The organism is Archangium violaceum (assembly GCF_016859125.1).
GTDB classification, from domain to species: domain Bacteria; phylum Myxococcota; class Myxococcia; order Myxococcales; family Myxococcaceae; genus Archangium; species Archangium violaceum_A.
Genome location: NZ_CP069338.1, coordinates 8,810,139 through 8,825,431 on the forward strand (window position 1 = coordinate 8,810,139; position 15,293 = coordinate 8,825,431).

Consider the following 15,293-nt stretch of genomic DNA (forward strand, 5'->3'; position numbering starts at 1 on the left):
GTCAACGGACATCGAGTCTCTTTTGTTTGGATTGTCTCGCCCGCTCCTGGGCGTACTCCCCGAGAGGGACCTCGCCCCGGCGGGCACGCACCCGGAGCTCGAACAGGGCCTCTCGCTCGGCGTGCAGCGCATCCGGCGAATCCTCGGGCACGGGCGTCAGCGGGTAGCGCAGATCGATCTGACTCAGCTGGACACCCAGGGGATCCAGGGTCACGTAGGTGCCCAGGGACAGCGCCGCGGCGAACACCCAGGGGATCGCCAGTCGCAGCAATCGGGTCGGGGGCTCCAGCCGGACCGGAGCCTCCGGGGCCTCCACGAGCTCCACCGGACGGGGAGGGCCCCCCAGCAGCACGGGGAAGCGGCGCGCGGCGGACAGCAGCGCCCAGAGGATTCCGCTCCCCACGAGCGCGAACATCAGGAGGGTCATCATCTCCTGCTGGCTGGTGGGCTCCTGGGGGGACTCGAGGTGCTTCGCGCTGAAGAACAGCACCGTGGACACCAGGTTGTTGGCGGAGTGCGCGAGGATGCAGGGCCACAGCGAGCCGGTGCGCAGCAGCAGCCAGCCGAACAGCACGCCCAGCTCCACGCGGGCCAGGAAACCCACCGGATCCAGGTGGAACGCGCTGAAGACGACCGCGGAGAACACGAGGGGCTTCAGGGGCGGCCCCCCGTGCGCCTTCAGGCCCTGGAAGAAGATGCCCCGGAAGAAGAACTCCTCGCACACCGGAGCCCCCAGGCTCACGCTCGCCACGATGAGGGCCATCTCCACCGGCGATTGCCCGCGGAAGATGTCCGCCACGTCGTAGATCTCCCGCCACGTCTTGGGCATCAGCGACTGGGAGACGTACTGGACGGGCGCGACGATGGCGAAGAAGTTGATCACGCCCAGGGCGAACCCGAAGGCCACCGGCGCCAGGCCCGGGAAGGACAGGCCGGTGTAGCGCACCGGCTCCCTCCCGGTGGCGCGCAGCACGTACCAGCCCACGCCGAAGAAGACGAAGATCTGGGTGAACCAGATGCCGAAGGCCACGTTGAGGGGCTGCACGAGCAGCCCCGAGGCCAGGAAGGCCACGAACACGGCCATCGTGGCGACCACCGCCACGGTGCGGGGATCCCAAAGGATAGGAGCAGGAGGTCGTGGAGGACTGGAACTGACTTCTTCCACCGGTTTTCTCCGGTTTGTGAGAGAGGTGCTCAAAACCCGACGCACCCAGGCGAGTCGCTTCTATAATGCCGAGACTGTGATGCGCTTCCCGGAACGAACGCGGAGACGGATGACGGATATCGGGCGAGGCGTTCTGCGTCGCGCGTGTCCGCTGGCGGCACTGTTGATGTCGACAACCGCGTCGGCCTCCGCGTTCCAACTCGAGGCGCGCACCGAGGCGCAGGTGTATCAGATCCGCGCCTGGAGGGACTCCTCCGCGGGTGAGCCCGTGCTGCTGCCTCGCCGGAGGATCGTCCAGTACCTGGGGATCAACGGGTACGAGCTCATCACCGGGCAGGACGTGGGCTTCGAGTCCAGCCTGCGCGTCTTCGCGGACTTCGGGCTGCCGCGCGGCGAGGCCGCGAGGATCGACGGGGTGCGCTCGGAGGACGCGGACCTGCTCCACGCCTTCGTGCGCTACGGGGGCAACGGTCTCGAGGGCCGGTTGGGGCGGCAGGTCTACGTGGACGTGGGGGACATCCTGGCCTTCGATGGCCTGCGGGTGCGCTACATGAGCCCGCTGGGAATCGGCGCCGAGGTGTATGGCGGGCTGTGGGTGAAGGGGGGCGGTTTCCTGTCCTCGTCGGTGTACCAGCCCGATGGGACGCGGGAGAGCGACTCGCGCCGGCTGGAGGAGGGCGTGGCCGGGGCGGATCCGACACTGACGGCCCTGGAGCCGATGTACGGCGGGAAGCTGCTGCTGGAGGGCCCGGGCTCCCTGTCGGGCCTGTCCGCCGCGCTGGGCTACCGCCGGGCGCTGGTGGAGGGGCAGACGGACCTCGAGCGCGCGACGGCGGAGGTGCGGTACGGGCAGGGGCCGGGGGTGAGCGCGCTGGCGGGGGTGGACTTCGATCTGTTGCGGATGGGGCTCGCGCAGGCTCGCGCCCAGGTGCGGTGGGACGGGGAGCGGCTGGCGGTGAGCGGCGAGGCGCTGAGGGTGTCTCCGGTCTTCTCCGCGGACTCCATCTGGTACTGGTTCGCCTTCGCGCCCAGGGACGAGGCGCGGGTGCGCGTGGACTACTTCCCGCGGGGCCCGCTGCGCTACTACGTGCAGGGTGTGGGGAGCCTGTACCACACGGCGCTCAACAGCGAGTCCGATGTGGCGAAGAGGGCGGAGGATCCTGGAGGACCTCCGTCCTACACGGCGGGCGGCTCGGCGGGCGCGGCGTTTCAGCGGGGCCGCCTACGCTCGGCGCTGGACGTGTCGTACCGGCGGGGCTTCGGGGGCTCGCAGTTCTGGGCGGATCTCACGGCCGGCTACGGCTTCGGGGACGGGCGCTTCACCCTGGACGGGCGGCTCTCCGTGGCGAGCATCGACGATGGCTTCAACCCGCTGCTGGCGGGCAACTTCCTCGGCGCGCAGGTGTGGGCCAGCCACATGCTGACCCGGGCCGCGCGCGTGTCCCTGGTGCTCGAGCAGAACGTGAACGCGTACACGCGCTGGGACTCCAAGGTGTTCTTCCTCTTCGATCTGAAGGCGAGTCTGTAGATGGAGCGCCCGTACCGTACAGCCCTGGGCCTCGTGGCCCTGTCCCTCGTGGTGGCGGGAGTCGCCTGGGCGGCCACGGCTCGCGAGCGCAGCCTCGCCATCTACCCGGCTCAGCACATTCCCCTGAAGTTCGACCACGCGCGGCACCTGGCGGCGGGCGCCGAGTGCGTCAGCTGCCACGAGGACGTCCGGGCGAGTGGCTCGGCGAAGGATCGCAACCTCCCGGGTCACGAGGAGTGCGAGACCTGTCACGACATCGAGGCGGCGAAGAAGGGGGCGAAGACGGACCCACCCTCGGGCTGCAACACGTGCCACCCGGGGTTCGATCCCACGGTGCGCCTGGCGCCGCTGAAGGTGGACCTGCCGCCGGCCAACCTGCGCTTCGACCACAAGGTGCACGTGGACAAGAAGGTGGAGTGCGCGACATGCCATGGCGACATGAAGGACGTGCGGCTCGCCACGCGGCAGCAGCTCCCGAAGATGGCCACCTGTTTCGAGTGCCACAACGGCAACGTGGCCTCGAAGGAGTGCCGCACCTGCCATCTGACGGAGCCCTCGGGGCGGTTGCAGCTCACGTTCCCCTCGGGTGTGCTGCGGCCGATGCAGGGGGATCCGCTGGGGCTGGACCATGGGCCCCGCTACGAGTTCAACCACGGCAGCCGAGCGTCGGTGGATCGGCAGACGTGCATGTCGTGCCACGCCGAGAGCTACTGCCAGTCGTGCCATGACGCGCTCCAGAAGCCGCTGTCGGTGCACCCCAACGACTACATCACCCTGCACCCGGCACAGGCGCGGCAGGACTCCTCGCGCTGCTCGAGCTGTCACCGGACGCAGTCCTTCTGCGCGGCGTGTCACGAGCGCACCGGGGTGGGCATGGACGCGGACCGCTCGCTGCGCGCGCGCAACGTGAAGGTGCACCCGGACTACAGCGCGTGGGTCGAGGTGCCCGGGCCCCAGCACCACGGCGTCGCGGCCTCGCGTGACATCCAGCAGTGCGTGTCCTGCCACCGGGAGGAGTCGTGCATGAGCTGCCACTCGGAGCGCTCGGTGCGGCGGCAGGTGAACCCCCATCCGGACGGCTTCGCGGCGGCGTGCAAGCGGTTGGCGGCGGCAAACGATCGGGCTTGCGTCAAGTGCCACACCCAGGCGAGCCTCGAGCAGAGGGGGTGCCGTTGATGCGCCGGTTGTTGCTCGTGGGGCTGCTGGGGTGTGCCGCGTGTCTGGAGCCGGGGGATCCATTCCTCGCCGAGCGCGATACGGATCCGCCCGACGTGGTGTCCACCGAGCCGAGCGCCGGAGGCACGCTGCCCCTGAGTGGCCAGCTGGAGGTCCTCTTCTCCGAGACGATGGACGTGCGCACGCTGCGCCCGGGCATCGCGGTCTTCGAGGGCAGGGCGGAGCTCCCCCTGGTGCTGACGGTGCCGCCCGCCTCGGACGCGGACGAGAACCTCGAGCGCGGGGACGTGCCGTACACCGTGACGGTGAGCGCGGCGGAGGCGGGGGCCTTCAAGCCGGGCACCGCGTACACGCTGGTGCTGCGCACCTCGCTGACGGACTACGAGGGCAACCCGCTCAGGCAAGAGGTTCGGGTGCCCTTCCGTACGGCGCCCTGAGCCGGAGTCCGGGCCACACGGGTGCCCCTCTCCCGGGGGAGAGGGGAGCGGGGCTCAGCCCTGGTGACGCAGGTAGCGGCGGATCTCCTCGGTGAACTGCCGGGTCGCCGCCACGTCGGGGGCCGCGGGTCCCAGCTTCAGCTTCTTGTCCTCCTCCACGAGGTAGCGCTGGTCCAGCATGTAGGCCACCGCGTTCTCCAGCGTCACCTTGGCCAGGGACTCGGCCGCGGTGATGCGCCCCGAGTGGTACTCGGCGCGTCCCACCTCCAGCGCCTGCTTCACGAAGGACTTGCGATCCTGCACCGTGCCGGCCGCCACCTCCGGCAGCGTCTGGGCGGCGATCAGGTACGCCTCCAGGTAGTCGCGCAGCAGATCCGCCAGGAACTCCAGCTCCGGACGGGCATGGGGCTCTGGCGCCACGCTCAGGGTGTCGCCCTGGTGCAGCACCAGTCCCATCCGCACCAGCCGCTCCACCATCTCCGAGAAGATGGTGTCGAAGCTCGCGCCCACCCGGTAGATGAACTCCACCTTGAAGAGGCGTGAGAGCCACAGCGCACGGGCCTTCACCTCGTCGAACGGTGCCGGAGCCCCCACCAGCAGCGCATTGGCCACGAGGCCGCGCGCCGCCACCAGGTTCATCAGCGTGTTCTTGTAGAAGGACATCTCTCCGCGGCGGTGGTCCTCGGCCTGGTAGATGACCTCGCCGTGCGCCTTCTGTGTGCGCACCATGCCGTCCGAGCAGAAGGTGCGCATGGCGTCCTGGATGGCCCCCATCGCCTCCGGGTTGCTCGGCGAGTTCTTCAGCAGGGTGGACAGCGGGGCCTTCTCCTCCTCGGCGACGCGGCGCAGGATGTTGATGCGATCCGTGAGCTCGCGGCTCGTCATGCCGCGCCGGCGGTGGGACAGCAGGGCCCCGCTCAGCAGGGCGTGGGGCGTCACCGTCGACACCTTGCTGATGCCGTACATCACCCGGTTGCCCAGGGCGCGCACCAGGCCCTTCTTCTGATCATCCGTGATGGGCTGGGCCGGATCGAGCCCGCGGCTCTTCATCAGCGCCACCAGCGACAGGGGCTCGTCGAAGGTGAGGTGGATGCGGCCGTAGCGCGCCGCGAGCACCTTGGGCGTGCTCAGCAGTGCCTTGATGTCCTCGGGCTTCTTCTCGCCGCCGGCCAGCTCCTTCGAGTAGCTGCTCGACTCCACGACCTTCTCGTAGTCGATGGACACGGGCACGAAGATGAGATCGTTGCGCGCGCCCTCGAGCACGGACTCCACCTGCCAGGTGAACATGCCCAGCTTGGGCTGCAGCAGCTTGCCGGTGCGCGAGCGCCCGCCCTCGGGGAAGAACTCCTGGTGCACGCCGTCGTGGACGAGCTTCTTCACGTAGGCCTTGAAGGTCGCGGCGTACACCTTGTCGTCCTTGAAGGAGCGCCGCAGGAAGAAGGCGCCGCAGCGGCGCAGCAGGGGGCCCAGGGGCCAGAAGGACAGGTTGGCGCCGGCGGCCACCAGGGGGACCGCGTAGCCGCGGTTCCACAGCACCCAGCTCATCACCAGGTAGTCCACGTGGCTCTTGTGCGAGGGGCACAGCACCAGCGGGGCCTTGCTGGCCGCCTTCAGGGCGCGGTTGAGCCCGGCCTCGTCCACCTCGATGCCGTCGTAGATGCGGTTGAACACCCACCCCAGCACGGGCGAGACGAAGGCCAGCGTCGTGGGGCTGGCCCTGGCGGCGATGGCCTGCAGGTTGCGCCGGGCCTGGCGCAGCACGCTCTCGGGCCGGCGGTTGCTCTCGGTGGCCACCGTGTCCAGCGCCTTGCGCAGCGTGCGGTCGCGCAGCGTCTCCTCGATGATGCGCTCGGGCGGCTTCACCGGCGGCCCGAAGACGGCGCGCGTCTCGCGGGCCAGGTGGTGGTTGAGGGCGCTGCGCACCTTGCGCGCGATGACCTCGTCCGAGTCCTGCGGGTTCTCCTCGATGAAGCGCTTGAGATCGATGGGCTCGCCCACGCGGAACTGCGCGCGGCGGTAGTTGCGGAAGAAGGCCACCATCGAGTGCAGGAAGCCCGGGGCGTCGGGGCTGCCGAAGACGTGATCCAGCACGGTCGGCTTGACGCGCGAGGTGCGCTTCTCCCAGACGAAGAGCTCCGGCACCAGGTAGACGGTCTTGTCCCCCTTGCGCGCCATGGAGACGAGGGAGGGGAAGGGGTTCTCCTCGATGTCCTTGCCCGAGGCGCTCAGGAGGGCCGTCTTCTTGAGGAAGATGAGGCCGCTGCCGCCCTGGCGCCGGGCGTAGGTGAAGCGCACGTCGAAGTCACCCCGCTGCGCCGTCTTGCGGAACGGGCGGGTGAACCAGGGGCGCAGGTTCACCACGGCCCGCACGGGGGGCAGGGCCCGGCGCACCATGGCCCAGGTCAGGTAGAGGAAGTTGATCCACGCCGTGGAGCGCATGACGTGCACCACGAACCCCTTGGCGTGGAGCGAGCGCAATTCGTCCTCGGCCTCGGCGGGGAAGCGCACCCCGTCGAAGTAGCGCTGCCCCAGCACCCGGGAGATGGGGCCGAACTCTTCCTTCAATGCCTCGCTGTGATTCGCAGCTTGAAGCAATGCGGTGTCCATGTGTTGCCCCCCTTTATCCACAAGAGCCTCGTCCAACCTCGTCTACATGTTCTCGGGAGTGGCGATACCCAGTAGCGCGAGTCCCGCCGCCAGGGCCACCCGCGTCGCGTCCGTCAGCGCGAGCCGCGCCGCCTTCAGGGGCTCGTTGCCCTCGAGGATGACGCGCTTGGTGCGATCCTGGTTGCCCAGCGTGTAGTAGCGGCTGAACTCCGCGGCCAGCTCCAGCAGCCACCGGGCGATGAAGCTCGGCTCGGCCTGATCCGCCGCCTCCTGCACCACCACGGGCAGCCGGGCGATGACGCGCAGCACGGCCTGCTCCTCCGGCAGGGTGAGCAGCGACGCGTCATACGAGGCCGGCGCCCCGCCGCCGCGGCGCAGGATGTTGCAGGTGCGCGCGTGGGCGTACTGGAGGTACGGGCCGGAGTGCCCCTCGAAGGCGAGCACGTCCTCCCAGTCGAAGGTGTAGTCCGTGGTCCGGCGGTTCTTCAGGTCGCCGAAGACGATGGCGCCCAGGCCGATCTGCTCGGCGAGCTCCTCCGGGTTGTTCGTCTGGATCTTCCCCGCCTGGATGTTCTCCTGCACCTTCTCCATCGCGCGGGTCCGCGCCTCGTCGAGCACGTCATTGAGGAGCACGACGTTACCCTTGCGCGTGCTCATGCCGTGCACGCGGCCGAAGTTGACGTGCACCATGCGCTTGGACCACTCGCGGCCCATGGCCTCGAGCACCCGGAAGAGCTGCCGGAAGTGCAGCGCCTGATCCGTGGCCACCACGTACAGCGACTTCTCGAACTGGAAGCGCTCGTGCCGGTCGATGGCCGCCGCCAGGTCCCGCGTGGCGTAGAGCGTGCTGCCATCGTTCTTCTTGAGCAGGACGGGCGGCTCGTTCTCCGCGTAGGGCAGGTCGACGATGGTGGCGCCCTGCGACTCCTTGACGCCGGGCCTGCGGGCGATCTCGTCGATCACCGGCTCCATCTTGCCCTGGTAGAAGCTCTCGCCCTCCATGTGCTCGAACTTGATGCCGAGCCGGGCGTAGATGCGCTCGAAGTCGCGCACGGACGTCTCGCGGAACTCCTTCCAGAGCGCGAGCGCCTCGGGCTCACCGGCCTCCATGCGCCGGAAGAAGTCGCGGGCGCGCTCGTCGAAGGCGGGCTCGGCCTCGGCGCGCTTGTTGGCCTTGACGTACACCTCCACGAGGTGGGCCATGTCCTTGCGGCGCTCGGGGACGCCGTACTCCTGGAAGCCCACGGCCACCAGGCCGAACTGCTTGCCCCAGTCGCCCAGGTAGTTGATGCCCTCGACCTTGTAGCCGAGCGCCCGGTGCAGGTTGGCCACGCTGTGGCCGATCATCGTCGAGCGGATGTGGTGGAAGGCGATGGGCTTGGCGATGTTGGGCGACGAGTAGTCGATGACCACCGTCTTGCCGGCGCCCTGGTCCCCGCCGCCGTAGCGCACGCCCTGCGAGCGCGCCGTGTCGATGACCTCGGCGGTGAAGGGCATCTGCGCGAACTTCGCGTTGACGTAGGGGCCGGCGGCCACCACCTCGAGGCCCGGCACCTTCACGCTCTGGGCCAGCGAGGCCGCGATGGCCGGTGGGGCCTTCTTCTGGGCCTTGGCCAGGGGGAAGGTGGGGAAGGACAGGTCGCCGTGGGCCGGGTCGGCCGGCTTGATCTGGGAGTCGATTTCGGAGGCGGGCACGCCCAGGGTCTGGGCGAGCGCCTCGACGAAGGCAGTCCGATAACGGGAGTAGACGGAAGGATTCATTGGATCGCGCGGATACTAAGCGAAACCAGCGCGTATTCCGCGCACCTTCTGTCAACGCGGCGAGTCGGAGTTGCCTTTCAACTAACGGCCGGGTTGCGGCGGCTCGGCCGGACCACGGCGGCCACGGTGTCGAGCAGCCGGGGCAGTTGCAGGGGCTTCTCGAAAAATCCGTCGATGCGGTCCAACCCCTGGCCCGCGCCGAGGCTGGAGACCTCGCTGGCGCCGGAGATGATGTAGACGGCGATGTCGGCCAGGGACTCGGTGCCGCGGATGAAGCGCAGCACGGAGCGTCCGTCCTCCTCGCTCAACCGGAGATCCAAGAGCACCATGGCCGGGCGGATGTGCGAGAGGATGGAGCGGGCCTCGGCGGCCCCCGAGGTGGACATCACCCGGTAGCCCTCCTGCTCGAGCACCTGCTGGAGCACCTCGCGGCAGTCCGCGTCGTCCTCGACGAGCAGGATGCCGCCAGCGCGAGGGCCGGCCTGGGCGGCGTCGGGCGTGCTGACGGCGCCGGCGAACATGGGCAGCACCATCTGGAAGGAGGTGCCTTCACCCAGGGTGCTGGCGGCCTCCACCCGGCCGCCGTGGAGCGCGAGGATCTTGGCCACCAGGGGCAGGCCCAGGCTGCGTCCCTGACCCCGGGCGCCCTCGGGCCGGTAGAAGGGATCGAAGACGTGCTCCAGGTCCTCCGCGCTGATGCCCGGCCCGGTGTCCTTCACGGTGAGTTGGGCGAGCCCGTCCTCGACGGAGACGCGCAGCTCCACGGTGTCGTCGGCCTCGCAGCGGTGGATGCCGCCCTCCACGAGGTTCTGGATGGCCTCGGCGATGCGCTCGCGATCGCCGCGGACGAAGACCTCGGTGGAGGGGGGCAGGGTGAGCTGCACCCGGGCCTGCTCGGCGGCGGGGGTGAGGGAGCGGATGACCTCCTCGGCCACGGCCTTGAGCCCGAAGGGGCGCTGGTTGAGCTGCATCTTCCCGGCCTGGAGGCGGGACATGAGCAGCAGATCATTCACCATGCGCAGCATGCGGTCCGCGCTGCGATCGCACACCTGGACCGCGCGGCGCTGGGCATCGGAGACGGGCCCGAGCTTCTCGCGGCCCATCATGGCCAGGTAGGCCTTGAGGGTGGTGAGGGGGTTCTTCAGATCGTGCGAGACGTTGCCGAGCAGCTCGTCGCGGCTCTGCTCGAGCGCCTTGAGGCCGGCGATGGCCGTCTGGAGGTCCTTGTTGCGCCGGGCGCTGTCGTCGCGCAGGCGGGCCACCTCGTAGGAGGCGGAGAGCTGGCCGGCGAGCGCGGCGAGCAGGGAGTCCGAGAGCGCGCGGCGCGGGGCGATGATGGCCAGCACGCCGGTGACGCCCTGGGGGCTCTCGAGCGGCACGGCGACGGCCTCCTCGTCGCGGAGGATCGTCGTCTCGGCGAAGGCGCGGCCGACCAGGCCCTCCTCGGGGGTGGCGGCGGTGATGCGCTCGTCGTAGCGGCCACGCACGTGCTCGACGTGGAGCTGGTTGCGCGAGGGGAGGAAGCGCGCCACGTAGACGGTCTTGGCCTGCATCAGGCCGTGAATGATCTGCAGCTGGGCGCGAAGGGCCTCGGTGGGGCCGGCGCTGGAGGTGATGTGCAGGGACATCTCCGCCAGGGCGCGCTCGGCGGCCTCGTTGTCTATGGGAGGCTGGGGTTTCTGCACGCGCCGGGGCTTCTTCGTCTCGGGGCGGAGGGTGACGATCTCAGCCAGATGCGGAACCTTCTTCTTCGGCACGGAGCTACCTCGGCAACCAGGGGGCGGCGCGCCAACCCCCGTCCAGGGTGGGGGTGGCGCGAGCGCGGCTCATGCCGATCCTGCGCCACCCGGAGCCGGGGTGGAAAGAGCCCTCCCGGCCCCTCCCGCAACAGGGCCGACCGCAGGACAATTGCCATGTCCGCTGGATGACACAGGGTGGGAGGGAGGCTCCCGACCCACCAGGTACCAGGAGCTCAGGAGCGGCGTTGGACCACACCGTTGCCGTCGAGATAGTAGGGGTCGGTCATGAGCGGCTCGACCTTCTCGCGGTAGCCCTGGACGCCGAAGCCGCTCTCCTGGAGCGCGCTCAGCGCGGCCACCTGCACGCGGCGTGCGGTATCGCTGGTGGTCAGGAGGCGGAGGATGGGCTCGCGCGCCGGTTCGTGCTTCTGGGGGCCGAGCGCCTTGAGGGCGGCGATCTTCACCTCGTCCGCCATGTCGTCGAGGTGGGGCAGCACCGCCTCGGCGATGCGCGGATCCTTCTTGTCGGTGACATAGTGGAGGAGGACGACCTTCTTCTCGGGATCGCGCATGTACTGAGCGCTCAGGGCATTGAGCGTGCTCACGACGATGTCGACGACCTCGGATTCGGGCAGCAGGGCCTCGAGGATGCGCAGGGCCCAGGAGGTGGCCTGCTCGCTCTTGCGCAGGAACTCGGTGACGGGGGGGATGGCGTCCTTGCCGAAGCCCTTGATGAGCTCGAAGACGTGCTCCTTCTCGTCCGCGTCCGTGGTGAGGGGCTCCACGGTGATGGTGTAGCGGTGCAGAAGGACGCTGACGGCCTCGGGGTACTTCATCTCCCCGAGCTGCTGGAGGGCCTTCTGGCGGGTGGTGGGGTCCCCGTACTTCTGGGTCACCTTGGACTTGAGCTTGAGGGCCTTCTCGGGGCCGGAGCCGCCGAGGAAATCGAAGATGCCCATGAGAATGATGCTCCGAGGGGTGAAACGAGTTCTTGGGCGCCGTGTAGGACGCGGCGCAAGCTAACGCAAGAAGCTTGGATGGCCAGTGACGAGCCGTCGATTAGAGCTGCAACGAGCCCCGGACATCCGAGTGATAGGCACGGGCGAGCGCCTCGGCGGCCTGCCGGGCCTCGGTGGAGGGGTGTTCGGGTACCTTGACCTGGAGTGTGAGGTAGAGGTCTCCCGGAGGGCCGCCCTTGAGGGAAGGCGCACCCCGGCCCTTGAGGCGCATGCGGCGACCGGACTGGGATCCCGCGGGTACCTTCACCGTCACCTCGCCCTGGAAGGTGGGCACGCGGACCTCGGCGCCGAGCATGGCCTCGGAGACGGTCACGGGGAGGTCCATATAGAGGTCGTCTCCCTCGCGGCGCACCAGGGGGTGTTCCGCGACGATCGTCTCGATATAGAGGTCTCCCGGGGGCCCTCCGCGCGAGCCCGCGGCCCCCTGGCCGGACAGCCGTACCTTGGAGCCCGTCTGGACGCCGGCGGGGATCTTCACGGTGAGCCGGGCCGTTTCCGCCACGACGCCCGAGCCCTGGCAGGAAGGGCAGGGGGGCGCGGCGCGGCCGGTGCCGCGGCAGGTGGGGCAGGTGCCACTCACGGCCATGCCCAGGATGCCGCCGCTGCGACGCGCCTTGCCGGTGCCGCCGCAGGTGCCGCACGTGGAGGGAGTCCCCACCTGGCCCGAGCCCTGGCATCGCTGGCAACGGCCGGGGCGCTGGAGCGAGATGCTGCGCTCGGTGCCGGTGAGGGCGTCGTTGAAGCTGAGCGTGAGGGTCGCGGTGATGTCCTCGCCCGGGGTGGGACCCGCGGCCCGGCCTCCGCCGGCACGTCCGAAGATCTCCCCGACGTCCACGCCGCCGGCGCCCGCCCGGCCGAAGATGTCGCCGAAGATGTCGCCCAGGTCGAAGTCCGCGCCGCCGACGTCACCGCCGCCGAACGGTCTGCCGCCAGCCGCCTGTGCGGCCTTATAGGCCCGGTACTGCTCGGCCTTCTTCTCGTCGAAACCGAACTGGGCGGCGGCGTCACCGAACTCGTCGTACAGCTTGCGCTTGCGCTCGTCCGACAGGATCTCGAAAGCCGCGTTGAGCTGCTTGAACTTCTCCTCGGCCGCTTTGTCGCCCGGGTTGACGTCCGGGTGGTACTTGCGGGCGAGCTTGCGGAAAGCCTTCTTGATTTCGTCGGCCGATGCCGTCCGGGACACGCCGAGAATCTGGTAGTAGTCGTCCGCCATGGGGTTGTGGCCCTCCGAACCTGCAAAAACGTAACCAGCCGTGCGGCGAGCGCCAGCACGGCGTGTGCCTGGAGGTCCGGATGTATAAAGTGGCTGGAGGGACGTGAGGGAAAGAATGGGAGCACCGCGCGGAGGAAGAGCGAGGACCGGGCTGGTGGTGGGCTGGCTCGTGCTGGTGCCGGTGTCGGTACCGCTGTCCGCCGCGTCGCAGGCCCTTCCCGAAGCGCCCCGGGCGTCCCAGGGCCGGATCATCGATCGCGTGGTGGCGGTCATCGGCAACCAGGTGCTCACCCTGAGCGAGTTGGAGTTCGAGACGCGGGTGGCGCTGGTGCAGCGAGGAGGCGTGCGGGCGGCGGAGGCCTCGCTCGACGAGCAGACGCTCCGGGGGGCGCTCGAGCTGGCCATCAACCAGCGACTGCTGGTGGCGGGGGCGGACAGGCTGCAGGCCTTCCCGGCGGAGCGCTCGGAGGTGGATGCCCGGCTGAAGATCTTCCGCGAGCGCTTCGAGGACGAACCCTCGCTGCTGGCCTTCCTGGCCCGGCACGACGCGGACCTGGAGCAACTCACGGCGGTGCTGGAGCGGGGCGTGCGGGCCGAGCGCATCCTGGACAGCCGGATTCGTCTGCGCGCGCAGGTGAGCGAATCGGAGACGCGGCGGTACTGGGAGGAGCACAAGGGGACGCTGGGCGGGCCATACGAGTCGGTGCGGGACGCCCTGAGGGAGAGGTTGATGAGGGAGCGCTACGGCCAGCTCGCGAAGGAGGAGTTCGCCCTGGTGAGGGCGGGCGCGAAGGTCCGGCGGGTGGCTCCCTTCGCCCGGGAGGCGCTGCCATGAGGCGGATGCGCGAGGAGACCCGCCCGAAGGAGCAGGTGAAGCCGGAGTCTCCGTTCCTGATCCGGCGGATGACGCGGGAGGACCTGCCCGCGGTGATGGAGCTGGAGAAGGCCTCGTTCACCAACCCGTGGTCCTACGAGCTGCTGCAGCGCGAGCTCGGACACGACTGGTCCGTCATCTTCCTCCTGGAGGAGCCCCTTCCGGAGGGAGGCCGGCGACTGCTGGGCATCTCCATCTTCTGGATCGTCCATGACGAGGTGCACGTGCTCAACGTGGCCACCGCACCGGAGCACCGCCGGCGGGGTGTGGGGCGCAGATTGATGGAGGCCACCTTGTCCGAGGGGCGGGCACGCAAGTGCAGCCTGGCGACGTTGGAGGTGCGCAAGAGCAACGAGCCTGCCATCAATCTCTACAAGTCATTCGGCTTCCGCCCTGTGGGCGTGCGGCCGAACTACTACGTGGACGAGGGCCAGACGCCCGAGGACGCGATCGTGATGGTCCTCGACTTCTAGAAGCCAGGGGAGTAGAGGACCGGGCTCGCCAGGAGAGAGCAGGAAAGGACGCCATGTCGTCCACGGTTGGAATGCCGTGGGCCGGCAGTGCTTGACACAGGGTGGTCCCTCCCTATACTCGCGGCCCTTTTTCAAGCGCAGTTGTAGGTTTGTATGCGCCCCTGGGTACACCCGCCCGGGGCAAATCGGGAAGGAAGAGAAGCTCAGTGCCAACCATCAGCCAGTTGGTCCGCAAGGGCCGCGAGAAGTTGAACATCAAGGGCAAGAGCCCCGCTCTGAAGGAGTGCCCTCAGAAGCGTGGCGTCTGCACCCGCGTGTACACCACCACTCCGAAGAAGCCGAACTCGGCGCTCCGTAAGGTGGCGCGTGTTCGTCTGACGAACGGGATCGAGGTCACCTCGTACATCCCGGGCGTGGGTCACAACCTCCAGGAGCACTCGGTGGTGATGATCCGCGGAGGCCGTGTGAAGGATCTCCCGGGTGTTCGCTACCACATCATCCGCGGCACGCTGGACTCCGTGGGCGTGGCCGGCCGCAAGCAGAGCCGTTCGAAGTACGGCGCCAAGCGCCCGAGCTGATCCGGGTCTCCGGGTCGTTGATCACCTTCGTTTCATCCGTTTAGGACGCTTGCCCCGCACCCTGGGGAGCTTCCTTGATTTCGCCAACGCAGTTGAAGCCCCACGAAGGCTCCCGGGTGCATGGGAGCGGGGCGTAAGGGATACAGAGCAATGCCTCGTCGTCGCGTAGTAGCCAAGCGCAAGATCCTTCCCGATCCGAAGTTCCAGGACCGCCTCGTCACGAAGTTCGTGAACGACCTGATGCGCAAGGGGAAGAAGTCCATCGCCGAGCGGGTGTGCTACGGCGCCTTCGCCCTCATCGAGGAGCGTGCGAAGGAGGACCCCCTCAAGACCTTCAAGAAGGCCCTGGACAACGTCAAGCCCGTGCTCGAGGTGAAGAGCCGCCGCGTCGGTGGCGCCACCTACCAGGTTCCCGTGGAGGTCCGTCAGGACCGCCGCGTGGCGCTGGGCATGCGCTGGATCATCACCTACGCCAAGGCGCGCGGTGAGAAGACGGCGATGGAGAAGCTGGCGGGCGAGATCATGGACGCCGCCAACAACCGCGGCAACGCGGTGAAGAAGCGCGAGGACACGCACAAGATGGCCGAGGCCAACAAGGCCTTCGCCCACTACCGCTGGTAGTCCTGGCGTCCTGAAGTGCCCGGCACCCGGATGCGGCCTCCCGCGTCCGGGTGTTTCAGGTCTTTGACATCCGTTTCGTTGGTTTCGTGGTTGGAGGGCAGG

13 protein-coding genes are annotated in these 15,293 nt (G+C 68.9%); 7 read left to right on the forward strand and 6 right to left on the reverse strand.

Annotation, left to right across the window (positions count from 1 at the left end; all coding sequences use genetic code 11):
• Position 1: 1 nt before the first annotated feature.
• Positions 2 to 1,165 carry a CPBP family intramembrane glutamic endopeptidase gene (locus JQX13_RS37465; protein WP_430384113.1) on the reverse strand — a complete coding sequence of 388 codons (1,164 nt, stop codon included), beginning with the start codon at positions 1,163 to 1,165 and terminating at the stop codon, positions 2 to 4.
• Between the two features lie 166 nt (positions 1,166 to 1,331).
• Between JQX13_RS37465 and JQX13_RS37470 the strand changes: the two genes are divergently transcribed.
• Genes JQX13_RS37470 through JQX13_RS37480 form a run of 3 tightly spaced genes read left to right on the forward strand, consistent with a single transcriptional unit; the run spans position 1,332 to position 4,306 of the window.
• Complete coding sequence (locus JQX13_RS37470; RefSeq protein WP_239014092.1) at positions 1,332 to 2,693, forward strand: hypothetical protein; 1,362 nt, start codon at positions 1,332 to 1,334, stop codon at positions 2,691 to 2,693.
• On the forward strand, positions 2,694 to 3,869 hold the full coding sequence (locus JQX13_RS37475) for a cytochrome c3 family protein (protein ID WP_203404225.1): 1,176 nt from the start codon (positions 2,694 to 2,696) through the stop codon (positions 3,867 to 3,869).
• Entirely contained in the window at positions 3,869 to 4,306 is a 438-nt protein-coding gene (locus tag JQX13_RS37480) for an Ig-like domain-containing protein (RefSeq protein ID WP_239014093.1), read from the forward strand. The genes JQX13_RS37475 and JQX13_RS37480 overlap by 1 nt, the downstream gene beginning before the upstream one ends.
• Before the next feature lie 54 nt (positions 4,307 to 4,360).
• Here the strand turns inward: JQX13_RS37480 and JQX13_RS37485 are convergent, their stop codons facing one another.
• From JQX13_RS37485 to dnaJ, 5 genes are all read right to left on the reverse strand, one after another.
• The gene (locus JQX13_RS37485; RefSeq protein ID WP_203404227.1) at positions 4,361 to 6,913 is read right to left on the reverse strand and encodes a 1-acyl-sn-glycerol-3-phosphate acyltransferase; all 2,553 of its coding nucleotides are present in this window, start codon (positions 6,911 to 6,913) and stop codon (positions 4,361 to 4,363) included.
• A 42-nt stretch (positions 6,914 to 6,955) separates the two neighbouring features.
• Complete coding sequence (gene argS / locus JQX13_RS37490; protein ID WP_203404228.1) at positions 6,956 to 8,674, reverse strand: arginine--tRNA ligase; 1,719 nt, start codon at positions 8,672 to 8,674, stop codon at positions 6,956 to 6,958.
• Positions 8,675 to 8,751: 77 nt separating this feature from the next.
• Positions 8,752 to 10,431, reverse strand: coding sequence for a hybrid sensor histidine kinase/response regulator (locus tag JQX13_RS37495; RefSeq protein ID WP_203404229.1), 1,680 nt, complete (start codon positions 10,429 to 10,431; stop codon positions 8,752 to 8,754).
• Between the two features lie 215 nt (positions 10,432 to 10,646).
• Complete coding sequence (locus JQX13_RS37500) at positions 10,647 to 11,372, reverse strand: HEAT repeat domain-containing protein (protein WP_203404230.1); 726 nt, start codon at positions 11,370 to 11,372, stop codon at positions 10,647 to 10,649.
• A 100-nt stretch (positions 11,373 to 11,472) separates the two neighbouring features.
• Complete coding sequence (dnaJ, locus tag JQX13_RS37505; RefSeq protein ID WP_203404231.1) at positions 11,473 to 12,645, reverse strand: molecular chaperone DnaJ; 1,173 nt, start codon at positions 12,643 to 12,645, stop codon at positions 11,473 to 11,475.
• A gap of 115 nt (positions 12,646 to 12,760) precedes the next feature.
• Here dnaJ and JQX13_RS37510 point away from each other — a divergent pair, with 115 nt between their 5' ends.
• The 4 genes from JQX13_RS37510 to rpsG all read left to right on the forward strand — a co-directional run bounded on the left by JQX13_RS37510 (position 12,761) and on the right by rpsG (position 15,191).
• Positions 12,761 to 13,480 carry a hypothetical protein gene (locus JQX13_RS37510; protein WP_203404232.1) on the forward strand — a complete coding sequence of 240 codons (720 nt, stop codon included), beginning with the start codon at positions 12,761 to 12,763 and terminating at the stop codon, positions 13,478 to 13,480.
• Positions 13,477 to 13,992, forward strand: a complete 516-nt coding sequence (gene rimI, locus JQX13_RS37515; protein WP_203404233.1) for a ribosomal protein S18-alanine N-acetyltransferase — start codon at positions 13,477 to 13,479, stop codon at positions 13,990 to 13,992. The genes JQX13_RS37510 and rimI overlap by 4 nt, the downstream gene beginning before the upstream one ends.
• 206 nt (positions 13,993 to 14,198) lie before the next feature.
• On the forward strand, positions 14,199 to 14,570 hold the full coding sequence (gene rpsL, locus JQX13_RS37520; protein WP_014395857.1) for a 30S ribosomal protein S12: 372 nt from the start codon (positions 14,199 to 14,201) through the stop codon (positions 14,568 to 14,570).
• Positions 14,571 to 14,720: 150 nt separating this feature from the next.
• Positions 14,721 to 15,191, forward strand: a complete 471-nt coding sequence (gene rpsG, locus JQX13_RS37525) for a 30S ribosomal protein S7 (RefSeq protein ID WP_043408972.1) — start codon at positions 14,721 to 14,723, stop codon at positions 15,189 to 15,191.
• Positions 15,192 to 15,293: the final 102 nt, after the last annotated feature.

Excerpts from the sequence above, each read along its gene's own strand:
- argS (WP_203404228.1), bottom strand. The coding sequence starts at position 8,674 with ATGAATCCTTCCGTCTACTCCCGTTATCGGACTGCCTTCGTCGAGGCG.
- JQX13_RS37475 (WP_203404225.1), top strand. The coding sequence starts at position 2,694 with ATGGAGCGCCCGTACCGTACAGCCCTGGGCCTCGTGGCCCTGTCCCTC.
- rimI (WP_203404233.1), top strand. The coding sequence starts at position 13,477 with ATGAGGCGGATGCGCGAGGAGACCCGCCCGAAGGAGCAGGTGAAGCCG.
- JQX13_RS37500 (WP_203404230.1), bottom strand. The coding sequence starts at position 11,372 with ATGGGCATCTTCGATTTCCTCGGCGGCTCCGGCCCCGAGAAGGCCCTC.
- rpsG (WP_043408972.1), top strand. The coding sequence starts at position 14,721 with ATGCCTCGTCGTCGCGTAGTAGCCAAGCGCAAGATCCTTCCCGATCCG.
- JQX13_RS37480 (WP_239014093.1), top strand. The coding sequence starts at position 3,869 with ATGCGCCGGTTGTTGCTCGTGGGGCTGCTGGGGTGTGCCGCGTGTCTG.
- dnaJ (WP_203404231.1), bottom strand. The coding sequence starts at position 12,645 with ATGGCGGACGACTACTACCAGATTCTCGGCGTGTCCCGGACGGCATCG.
- JQX13_RS37470 (WP_239014092.1), top strand. The coding sequence starts at position 1,332 with ATGTCGACAACCGCGTCGGCCTCCGCGTTCCAACTCGAGGCGCGCACC.
- JQX13_RS37485 (WP_203404227.1), bottom strand. The coding sequence starts at position 6,913 with ATGGACACCGCATTGCTTCAAGCTGCGAATCACAGCGAGGCATTGAAG.
- JQX13_RS37510 (WP_203404232.1), top strand. The coding sequence starts at position 12,761 with ATGGGAGCACCGCGCGGAGGAAGAGCGAGGACCGGGCTGGTGGTGGGC.